General features: G+C 59.3%; 10 protein-coding genes. 9 read left to right on the top strand and 1 reads right to left on the bottom strand.

All coding sequences use genetic code 11. The annotated features are described in order from the left end of the window. The first annotated feature begins 458 nt into the window (after window positions 1-458). The 9 genes from VNM72_06720 (at window position 459) to VNM72_06680 (ending at window position 10153) form a co-directional block, all read left to right on the top strand. The gene (locus VNM72_06720; protein ID HXF05093.1) at window positions 459-1313 is read left to right on the top strand and encodes a polysaccharide deacetylase; all 855 of its coding nucleotides are present in this window, start codon (window positions 459-461) and stop codon (window positions 1311-1313) included. 64 nt (window positions 1314-1377) lie between these two features. Beyond that, window positions 1378-1620 carry an acyl carrier protein gene (locus tag VNM72_06715; GenBank protein ID HXF05092.1) on the top strand — a complete coding sequence of 81 codons (243 nt, stop codon included), beginning with the start codon at window positions 1378-1380 and terminating at the stop codon, window positions 1618-1620. 76 nt (window positions 1621-1696) lie between these two features. After that, window positions 1697-3451, top strand: a complete 1755-nt coding sequence (locus VNM72_06710; protein ID HXF05091.1) for an AMP-binding protein — start codon at window positions 1697-1699, stop codon at window positions 3449-3451. A gap of 49 nt (window positions 3452-3500) precedes the next feature. Continuing rightward, window positions 3501-4472, top strand: a complete 972-nt coding sequence (locus VNM72_06705) for a diacylglycerol kinase family protein (GenBank protein HXF05090.1) — start codon at window positions 3501-3503, stop codon at window positions 4470-4472. A gap of 65 nt (window positions 4473-4537) precedes the next feature. Continuing rightward, window positions 4538-5299 (top strand): lysophospholipid acyltransferase family protein, encoded by a 762-nt coding sequence (locus tag VNM72_06700; protein HXF05089.1) that lies wholly within the window; start codon window positions 4538-4540, stop codon window positions 5297-5299. A 494-nt stretch (window positions 5300-5793) separates the two neighbouring features. Beyond that, window positions 5794-7539, top strand: coding sequence for a biosynthetic-type acetolactate synthase large subunit (gene ilvB, locus VNM72_06695; protein HXF05088.1), 1746 nt, complete (start codon window positions 5794-5796; stop codon window positions 7537-7539). Between the two features lie 91 nt (window positions 7540-7630). Further along, window positions 7631-8104 carry an acetolactate synthase small subunit gene (ilvN, locus tag VNM72_06690; GenBank protein HXF05087.1) on the top strand — a complete coding sequence of 158 codons (474 nt, stop codon included), beginning with the start codon at window positions 7631-7633 and terminating at the stop codon, window positions 8102-8104. 166 nt (window positions 8105-8270) lie between these two features. Further along, entirely contained in the window at window positions 8271-9323 is a 1053-nt protein-coding gene (ilvC, locus tag VNM72_06685) for a ketol-acid reductoisomerase (protein ID HXF05086.1), read from the top strand. Window positions 9324-9526: 203 nt separating this feature from the next. Continuing rightward, window positions 9527-10153, top strand: a complete 627-nt coding sequence (locus VNM72_06680) for an O-methyltransferase (GenBank protein HXF05085.1) — start codon at window positions 9527-9529, stop codon at window positions 10151-10153. Window positions 10154-10245: 92 nt separating this feature from the next. Here the strand turns inward: VNM72_06680 and VNM72_06675 are convergent. Beyond that, a partial coding sequence (locus VNM72_06675; protein ID HXF05084.1) for an ROK family protein occupies window positions 10246-11007 on the bottom strand: 762 nt, incomplete at its 5' end.

Here is an 11007-nt window from a genome sequence, read left to right as displayed (position 1 = left end):
CCCGCCGTGGAATGGAATGGTCGGAAAGTACCTGCGAGAACTGAAGGGGATGGGTCAGGTCGTGGAGAAAGGAACGGCTTAGCCGAACTGAACGAGGGGCAGTTTCTCAAGGGCTGTCGGTAACACCGGTTCCCTGGGCGCCCGGTGCTTCCGGTCCCGGCCAAATGCCCCGCGATCTCGGTTCCGTCACAGCGATATGTGAAAGCCAGATCACATCGGAGCCTGAGACGGGCAGATGGTCGGTAGACTCGAAGCGTTCGGGCCCCGTATGGGCTATCGGGATATGCGCCAGGTCAGCACGCCGATTTCTTTCGAGTGAAGGGGAAATTGCCATGTCAACCGGGAATCGAATTTTCTTCGGGCTCATCAGCGGTGTGCTCTTAATTGGCATCGCCGCTCGATCGGCCGGTCAATCGTCGGTGCAGGAACCGCCCTGGAAATGGCCGGAAAGTCGGGTCATGGAGATTGTGCACCAGGTTCGTGCCGGACGAGACCTGACCCCGAAAGAGTGGCCGGGGCGAGCGCGGGTGGCCGTTGGTCTCTCGTTTGATTTCGACAACGAGACGCCGGCGCTTCGGGACGGTCAAACTTCCCCGGCGCTCATGGCTCAGGGCGAGTACGGCGCCCGGGCGGGCCTGCCGCGGATCCTTCGCCTGCTGGACACCTATGGAATTGCGGCGACCTTCTTCATCCCCGCGATGAGCGCCAAAATTCATCTCGCATCGGTCAAAGAGATCATGGCCCGGGGACGTCACGAAATCGCTCTGCATGGCTGGATCCACGAACGTAACTCGCTGCTTCGTGAAGAGGAAGAACGTGAGTTGATGCAACGGAGCTTTGCCGCTCTCAAGGAGATCACGGGGAAAGCGCCGGTGGGAATCCGCACGCCGTCCTGGGATTTCAGTCCCGCGACGATGAAGCTCATTCGGGAACTCGGCTTGCTCTATGACAGCAGCTTGATGGCCGATGATCGTCCCTATGAGGTGCTCATCAACGGCGAACCAACGGGCGTCGTCGAGCTGCCCGTCGAATGGATCCTCGACGATTACCCGTATTTCGGCATGGATCGGCAGAGCACGATCCGTCCCTACACGCAACCTAATGATGTGTACGACATCTGGCGGGCGGAATTCGATAAGGCGTACGAGGAAGGAACGATCTTCATCCTGACGATGCATCCGCACATCATCGGGCATCGCTCGCGCATCGCCATGCTGGAACGGCTCATTCAATACATGCGGTCCAAGCCGGGCGTCTGGTTCGCCACACACGAGGAAATCGCCCGGTACGTCCGTCCGAAGGACTGGAAATGACGGCCAGGCCCGATCCTCGTGACCGGAGCGCCCTCGGTTCAAGACGTGCCGAAAGTGGAGGTGTATGCCAACGCTGGAACAGACCATTGAGGAGATTCTCACGCTGACGGCGAAGCACTTTAAGATCCCGCGGGAAGAGCTGTCGCCGGATGACGATATCTTCAGGAAGCTCGGCATTGATAGTCTTCAGGCGCTGGAACTACTGACCCAACTGGAGTATCACTTTCAGGTCGAGCTTCCCGATTACGAAATGCAGGGAGTGAGTGATTTTCGCACTCTGGCCGAACGGATTCACTCCCGGCTCTGACGCGCTCGCCGTGCTGTGCTCGTTCCCGTTCGGCTCGTGAGCGAGGACGCTCGCTCCGGCAAAGCTCGGGATTGCTATGCTCGACTTGACGCGCTACCAATCGCTCGGTGAAGCCTTGCGTGACGCCGTCCGGACGTGGCCCGAGGAGATCTGCCTCATCGAAGCTGACCGTGATCGGGAGAACTGTCGGCTGACCTATCGGGAGTTCGAGCGGGCGATGCTGGCTCTGGCCTCCGGTCTGCAGGAGCGGGGCGTGGGGGAGGGAACTCGGGTCGCCATTATAATGACCAACCAGTCGAAGTGGCTCATCTCAGCCGCTGCCGTCTTTTTCTGCGGCGGTGTACTCGTCCCTCTGGATTACAAACTGACGGCGGAGGAGCATCTTCGACTGCTCGCGCATAGTCGGGCGGAAGTCTTAATCACGGAGCATTTTATCTGGCGTGCCCTCAGCCGGGCGATGGCTGACGGGGCAGCGCAATCGGCCTCTGAATCGTCTGAACCGGAACCTCCGACAACAAGGCCGAAGCTCATTCTCGTGACCGAAGCCCCTGCGGGTGCTGATCTCGGCGAGGCTGAACGATGGGAAGAGTGTGTGGGCGAACGCGAGCCCACGTTCGTCGCCCGAAGCCGATCGGATACGGCCTGTATCGTTTACTCATCGGGAACGGGGGGACGACCCAAAGGCTGCGTGCTCACACACGATAACTATCTGGAGCAGTGTCGCTCGCTCACGGCCATCTATCCTTTCCGACCGGGGGTGCGCTATCTGAGCATCCTGCCGACTAACCACGCGATTGATTTCATGGTGGGATTCATCGGACCGTTCGTCTGCGGAGCGGCTGTCGTGCATCTGCGCACGCTTCGACCGGAGTTCGTGCGCGACGCCTTCCGACGCTACAAAATCACCCACGTGAGCCTGGTTCCGCTTGTGCTCAAGAATCTGGAGAAGGGAGTGAAAGCTCGATTCGCCGAACTTCCCTATCATCGGCGCCTGCTGCTTCGAGGTCTGATGCGGCTGAATCGTTTCCTCACGCGCAAGCAGCCCAATCTTCGGCTCAGTCGGCGACTTTTCCCCCAGGTCCACGAGGCATTTGGGGGCGAGCTGGAGCTGGTCGTCGTCGGCGGCGCGGCGAGCGATCCGGCCATGCTCCAGTTCTTTTATGACCTCGGCATCCCGGTGGCTAACGGGTACGGACTGACCGAAGCGTGCACGGCTGTGTCGGTCAACGATCTCAAGCCTTTCCGACCCGACACGGTGGGAAGGCCTCTTCCTGGTGTCGAAGTCAAAATCATCAATCCCGACGCCGAGGGCATCGGGGAGATCGCCGTGCGAGGACGAAATGTCATGTCTCACTATCTCGATGATCCGGAATTGACCGCCGAGACGATTGTGGATGGATGGTTGCTCACCGGAGACCTCGGTCGCCTGGATCCGATGGGCCATATCCAGTTGGTCGGGCGAAAGAAAAATATGATCGTCACCGAAGGCGGCAAGAATATCTATCCCGAGGATGTCGAGTCCGTCTTCGATGGGCTGCCGGTGAAGGAATTCTGCGTCTTCGCCGCCAATTACATCTGGCCGGTAGGGACGTTGCGGGACGAGCAATTGGTTATCGTGCTCCATCTGGATGGAGAGCTGGAGATGAGCGAATCTCTCCATGCGGAGCTGGTACAGCGGAATCGGCGATTGCCCGATTACAAGCGAGTGAGCGGATACGTCATCTGGAACGAGGATTTTCCCCGCACCGCGTCGCTGAAAATCAAGCGGGGGGAGCTGGCCGAAATCTTACGTCGCCGACTGGACCGCCGGGAGGCCATCAGGCCACTCTGAGGGGAGCGATCTATGGCTTAGACCCGGACCGCAACAATGGGGCGGATCAATGACAGCGCGCGATGAATTTCTAGCCATTGTCAATCCGGCTGCTGGTGGGGGGCGCTGCGGAAAGCTCGCTCGGTCGGTCCTGGAGCGTCTGCGAGCGGATGGAGTCCGTCTGACGTCGGTGGAGACAGAAGGCCCCGGTCATGCTGTGGAGATCGTCCGGGAGGCCCTCGTCCGGGGCTACCGACGCTTCCTTGCCGTCGGCGGCGATGGCACGTCATTTGAAATCGTCAATGGCATCTTTTCGGTTTCTCCGGCGGTCCCGCATCCGCAAGCAGGCCGCGGGGAGGCATCGGCGACGAGCCTCCCCTCCCAGCATCTGACCGAACGCCCCGTTCTCGGCTTTCTTCCACTGGGCACCGGGAATTCCTTCCTCCGGGATTTCAGTCATCGGGGCCTGGATCATGCTCTGGAAGCGATTCGGCTGGGCCGGACGCGGCCCTGTGATGTTCTCCGGCTCATTCATTCAGACGGAGCGATTCATTTCATCAACCTTCTGAGCATGGGCTTTCCCGCTGATGTGGCTGCACTGGTCAATCGGCGATTCAAGCCACTCGGTGAAGTGGGTTATCTGCTGGGGGTGCTGGTGTGTCTGGCCCGACTCTCGCGGAGGCCTTTCCCCTTGCGACTGGATGGGGAACCGGAGCCGCAACGTGATCCCTGTCTGTTTCTCAGTTTCAATAACAGCAAATTCACCGGCGGTAAGATGATGATCGCTCCCTATGCGGAGGTCGCTGACGGACTTATCGAATACGTTCGCTGGGGACCTATTGGACGTATCGGGCTGCTGCGCAATCTGCCGGGTCTCTACGACGGCACGCATATAGAGCACCCGCTCGCCGCACGGCGGGCCGTTCGCTGGGTCGAGTTTGAGCTGGATGAACCGGTCACGATTATGGTTGATGGGGAGGTGATGACGCTCCGCTGTCAGCGGCTGGAGGTTCTCCCTTCATCCCTGCTTGTCCTGGTGTGATGCGTGACCGAACGGATCGAAGTGACGTTCCCGTTGTGAGCCATCGAGGGGAGGGATCGCGCGTTGTGGAGAGACTGAATCGGTGGCTCAGAGAGGTGTACCTGACGCTTCGCAGCCTCTTGCTCTGGACCATCAGCATCATCCACTTTTTCACCGTTTGCACATTCCTCGTGCTCTTGGGAATGATCATTGATCCCCGCAAAAACGACCGCCCCCAACGCTGGTTCTTTCGCAACATCCTGCGGCTGGCGGGAGTGAAATTTGAAGTCCATTATGCTCCCGGATTCGATCGGGAGCGCACAAGCATTTTCGTCTGCAATCATGTGAATATCTTCGATGCTTTCGTCATCTACTCGGCTATTCCCCAATTTGTCCGGGGTCTGGAACTGGAGTCCCATTTCAAAATCCCCGCCTACGGATGGATGATGAAGCGATTCGGCAACGTTCCCGTCCCTCGGGATAACAGCCCCTCGGGTTTCAAGCGAATGATGCGGCGAGCCAAAGAGGCCCTCGATAGTGGCGTCAGCCTGATCGTTTTCGCCGAGGGCAGTCGCACCCGGACCGGAAGAGTCGGTCCGTTCAAAAACGGCGCGTTTATCATCGCCCAGCGATACGGATACCCCATTGTGCCTATGAGCATCGTCGGATCTTATGAGTTTCACCGCGTCGGGGATTGGCGGCTCTATCCGGGGAAGATCACCGTCTACATCCACGATACGATTGAGACGCAGGGCCTGCGCAAGGATGACATTGAAGCGCTGCGGGAAAGAGTTCACCGCATTGTCTCCGAGCCGGTCGAACGGGCCCGGCGCGATAAATGGAGATAAGCGAGATTAACGGAACAAAAAAATCTTTCAATTTGCCTCCGGAGAGGATTTGTGTAACATTACCCCCGTTATGGGGAAGGCAAGAGGGACATGGCGACGGGATGTTGATGCCGCCGGTCGGCCGGGGGTCACGGCCCCTGCCATGATCCCGCTCAGGTGCAATCAGACTCTTCCTCATCGAGAGACTATCCTCCGTCTCCTCCTCATTATTGCGATTAGCATCGTTATCGTGCCTGGTCCAGGCAGCGGATGATGGCCGCACCCGGGAGTGAAACGGAAGAGGCCATGATCCGCTGCCCCGGAACATGGCCTTTTTTGTTTCTCTCTCCGAGAGGGTTTGGCCACGGCCAAAGGAGGCGTCTGACGGAGGGTCTGCGGGAATTAGCGATGATGATTCAACAAGAAAAACAATCAATTTTACAAATAGGAGGTCGGCTGCTACACTGATGCCGATTTTTCCGAAGGGGTCGGCCGGCAAAGGAGGTCACGCGACAATGCTGATGACGGGGATGGATATTTTCGTGGAATGCCTGGTGAGAGAAGGCGTGGAGGTGATATTCGGTCATCCCGGTGGAGCCATCCTCCCGGTCTATGATCGTCTCTATGATGGACCCATCAAGCACATCCTGATGAGACACGAACAGGCCGCGGCCCACGCCGCCGACGGCTATGCGCGAGCGTCGGGTCGCGTCGGCGTGGCTCTGGCGACGTCAGGACCGGGTGCGACGAATCTGGTGACGGGTATAGCCACTGCCTACATGGACTCAATCCCGCTGGTGGCCTTCACCGGACAGGTTCCGACGGTTATGATCGGATCGGATGCCTTCCAGGAAGCGGATGTCGTCGGAATTACCCGCCCGTGCACAAAGCATAATTACCTGGTGACGGACGTCGCTGATCTGGCCCGCGTGATCAAAGAGGCCTTTTACATTGCTCGGACGGGACGACCGGGGCCGGTGCTGGTTGATCTTCCCAAGGATATTCAACTCCGGCAATGTGAGTTTCACTATCCTGACCGGGTCTCTCTCCGCGGCTATAAACCGGTGACGGAGGGAGATCCCCGGCGAATCCGGGAGGCCGCCGAGGCGATTCTCGCTGCCCAACGACCGGTCATTTACGCGGGGGGAGGTGTGATCGCGTCCGGGGGCTCGGCGGAGTTGCGCCGATTGGCCGAGAGGGAGGAGATTCCCGTGGCGATGACGCTCATGGGGCTTGGCTGTTTTCCTTCCGCGCATCCTCTGTCGCTCGGTATGCTGGGGATGCACGGGAGCTGGTACGCCAACACTGCCATTACTCAGTGCGACCTGCTCATCGCCATCGGCGTTCGGTTCGACGACCGGGTCACGGGCAAGATTGCGGAGTTCGCTCCCACGGCCAAGAAGATTCACATTGATATTGATCCGGCGGAAATCAACAAGAACGTCCGGGTGGACATCCCTATCGTCGGAGATGTCCGGCGTGTGCTTATGACCTTGAACGGGATACTGGAGGACATGCACGCCAGGGAATCCGGAGGCACACGCCGGGAAGATCGGTCGCGCTGGCTGGAACAGATCGAGCAGTGGAAATACGACTACCCCTTCTGCTACGAGGATGATGATCGGACGATTAAGCCCCAGCGCGTGATCGAGGAGATTTCCCGCCTTACTCAGGGCGAGGCGATCATCGTAACCGATGTCGGCCAGCACCAGATGTGGGCCGCCCAATATTACCGGTTCCAACATCCCCGGAGCTGGATCACGTCGGGAGGATTAGGAGCGATGGGCTTCGGATTCCCGGCGGCCATCGGCGCTCATTTCGCCCGGCCGGATCGCCCTGTCATCGCCATCGTCGGAGACGGCGGGTTCCAGATGACGATGCAGGAGCTGGCCGTTGTCGTCGAGCATCGGTTGCCCGTGAAGATCGTCATCATCAACAACGGTTATCTGGGGATGGTTCGGCAGTGGCAGGAGATCTTTTACAACGGTCGTTATTCGGCCTCCGACCTGCGCGTATCGCCCGACTACGCTCGCGTGGCTGCCGCTTACGGCATCCGGAGCTTCACCCTGCGTCGGCCCGATGAGCTGTCCGACATCCTGGCCGCCGAGCTTCTGTCGGGTGAGCCGATTCTCTTCGATGTCCATGTCGCGGCGGAGGAAAACGTCTATCCGATGGTTCCTCCCGGAGCTGCCATCAAGGACATGATCATCGCCCCCAGCAAAGCGCGGGCGGTTGCGGACAGCGAACAATCTATCGCGTGAGGGTGGGGCTCGATGCGACAAACCGAACTCTCTCCTGTGCATCGCCATCGCGCCTGGTCCGGGCGATTGAAGCAGAGATGAGGCTGTGAAGATGCTGCGAACGATAACGTTGCTGGTGGAAAACAAGCCGGGGGCGCTGGCCCGGATCACCGGCCTTTTCAGCGCCCGGGCAATCAATATCGAAAGCTTGACCGTCGCTCGAACGGATGATCCGACGCTCTCGCACATGACAATCGTGGTGAACCTCGATGACGCCGCGCTGGAAAAGCTCCTGAAGCTTCTCGAGCGCCTGATTGATGTGGTGCGCGTCTGGTCGAGCAGTGCTAACAATGCTGTGGAACGCGAGCTGCTTCTGCTGAAGATCAAGCATGAGCCGGGACAGAAGCTGGAGTTGCTCAAGGAAGCCGAAATCTTCCGCGCTCGGGTCATTGATGTCTCACCCCATTCGTATACCTTTGAGCTGACCGGTGACGAGGATAAGCTCGAAGCCTTCATCAAGGTCTTCGAAAAATACGGCATCCTCGAACTCGTCCGTTCCGGCAAGGTCGCGATGGCCAGGGGCTAACGAGTGGACCCGTCGTTTGTGCTCGGTGTTGCCTGAAGGGAAGCAGAGGTTTGGTCATGGATGGACGATGAGATTCAAAAATCACTGATGAAAAGCAGCGCGGGCTTTCCCGTCGGCGGAAGCACGGGCGAGAGAGCCTGCGCGAAATCTTTCGGAGGAGGACAGGATGGCGAAAATATACTACGAGAAGGATGCTGATCTGGCACTACTGGAGGGTAAGACCATTGCCATCATCGGTTATGGAAGTCAGGGGCATGCGCATGCCTTGAACCTGAGGGATAGTGGGCTGAGCGTGATCGTCGGTCTCTATCCGGGGAGCGCATCATGGGCCAGAGCCGAGAAAGAAGGCTTGACCGTCACCGCCGTGCGGGATGCTGCAACCGTCGCGGACGTGGTGATGATGCTCGTGCCCGATCAGATTCAACCGGCGCTTTACAGGGAGGAGATCGCTCCCGTACTCCGCCCCGGACAAACACTCATGTTTGCTCATGGCTTCAACATTCATTTCGGTCAGATTGTGCCGCCCCCCAACATTGATGTTTCGATGATTGCCCCGAAAGCGCCCGGACATCGTATGAGAGAGCTTTTCACGGAAGGGATCGGCGTCCCGGCCCTTCTGGCCATTCATCAGGACGCATCGGGTCTGGCGCGAGAAACCGCCCTGGCTTATGCCAAGGGGATCGGAGCCACGCGCGCTGGTGTCATAGAAACGACGTTCCAGGAGGAAACCGAAACCGACCTCTTTGGCGAGCAAGCGGTGCTCTGCGGTGGTGTCTCGGCCTTGATCACTGCTGGTTTCGAGACGCTCGTCGAGGCGGGCTACCAGCCGGAGATCGCCTATTTTGAAGTCCTACACGAACTGAAACTGATTGTGGATCTGATCTACCAGGGTGGGCTGGGCTACATGCGCTATTCGGTCAGTGACACGGCCGAATATGGCGATTACACGCGCGGTCCGCGCGTCATTGACGCCCATGTGCGGGAAACCATGAAGCGGATTCTGGCCGAGATTCAAAACGGGACGTTCGCCCGCGAGTGGATCCTGGAAAACCAGGCCGGGCGTCCGAGTTTCAACGCCTACCGCCGTCGTCACGCAGATGCGCTCATCGAGCGGGTGGGGAGGAAACTCCGCGAAGCCATCACCGCCTCCGCCGAACGGGCGAAACCCTTCGCCGATCGGGTCCAGCACTCTCGGGGACAGCAAACGGTGGCCCGCTAAATCCCCAACGAGAAAACGAAGTCAGGAAGTACCGGCCTCCGGCCATTTGAGCGAAGCGGGCTCCGGTGGATTCAGGCTCACATTCCGATAAACGAGTCACCGGTGATCCGTCGCTGAGGAACGAAGGTCTCTGCCCCTCCTCCGTTACGGTATAATTGAGCGGCGTTAGTGAGGAAGGTCATGAAACAGGAGGAAGTCACACGATGACGTTCATCTCCGATGATGTGGTGAATTATCTGGACGCGTTGCTCCCGCCGCGAGATGATGTTCTCACGGAAATGGAGCAGCTTGCCCGGCAACGACGCATTCCCATCGTCGGGCCAGCCGTCGGACGACTGCTCTATCAGTTGGCCCGACTCATCCATGCTGAGCGCGTCTTCGAGATGGGATCGGCCATCGGCTATTCGACGATCTGGCTTGCCCGCGCCATCCCCGCTCGGGGAGTCGTTTACTACACTGATGATGATGCGAAAAACGCGCGCGAGGCGGAAGATTACCTGCGCCGGGCCGGAGTCGCCGACCGTGTGAAGATTCTCGTAGGGGATGCCCTCGACCTCATAGACCAGGTGGATGGAGAGTTCGACCTGGTTTTCACCGATGTGGATAAGCACCAGTACCCGGCGGCTTTCACCCGCGCGCGCTCGCGGATTCGTCGCGGGGGATTGCTTGTGGCCGACAATGTGCTCTGGAGCGGTCGGGTCGCTCGCGGGGAAACCGATCCGGCGACGGAGGGGATTCGGGAGTTCAACCGGCTCATTTATTCATCGCCGGAATTCTTCACGACGATCATTCCTCTGCGCGACGGTGTCTCGGTGAGCCTTAAGCTCTGAGTAAGGACGCGGTGCTCATCAGCGCGAGCACCTTTTCAGCTATTGTCTTTTCCGACTGAAGCCCTGGGCAAGAAGCGGCGCTTATGGTCGCCTCACAACGCCTGCGAGGGACCACCGGCGGCAAAAAGTGCAACCGCTCCGAGAATACCAACGTTTTCGCCGAGGCGAGCCGGGACGATGGGAATCGCTGCTGCCGAGGGCAAAATCGAGTACTGCGGCGTCAGGTCCCTAATTGGTGCAAAGAGCAGGTCTCCGAGTGTGGACAACCCGCCTCCGATGATGATGATGTCGGGATCGAAGAGGTTGATCATCCCGCCCAGCCAGATGCTGAGATAGTGAGCCGTCTCGTCAATGAGCTCCCGGGCGAGATGGTCTCCCTGTCGGGCGGCGTCAGCAATGATTTTCGCCGTCACCTGCTCGCAGTCCCCACCGGCGAGGTCCAGGATCCGCATGCCATAGGTCGGCTTGAGAGATTCGCGATCGAGCGTCCGGAGAATGGCTTTCGTGCGCCGGGCAAGTCCCGTGCCAGAAGCGTAGGCTTCGATGCAGCCGTTGCGGCCGCAGGAACATCGTGGACCGAGATGATTGATCGTCACATGCCCGCCTTCGGCCGCCAGTCCCCGGCTCCCGCTATAAATCCGACCGTCAAGCACGACACCGGTGCCAATTCCTGTACTCACCGTCACATAGAAGACGAAACGGTGTCCCACACCGGCTCCATAGTGAGCTTCCGCTAGTCCCGCCGCGTTGGCATCGTTCTCGACGCGGACGGGGCACCCGTACCGTTCGGCGATCAACCGCCCGAGGGGGAGGTTCTGCACGGCGGGGAGATTCGGCGAGTAGAGAAGTTCTCC

This window comes from Blastocatellia bacterium, from assembly GCA_035573895.1.
Classification (GTDB): domain Bacteria; phylum Acidobacteriota; class Blastocatellia; order HR10; family HR10; genus DATLZR01.
The sequence above is the reverse complement of the archived record's forward strand: the minus strand, read 5'-3'. Positions and strand labels throughout refer to the sequence as shown.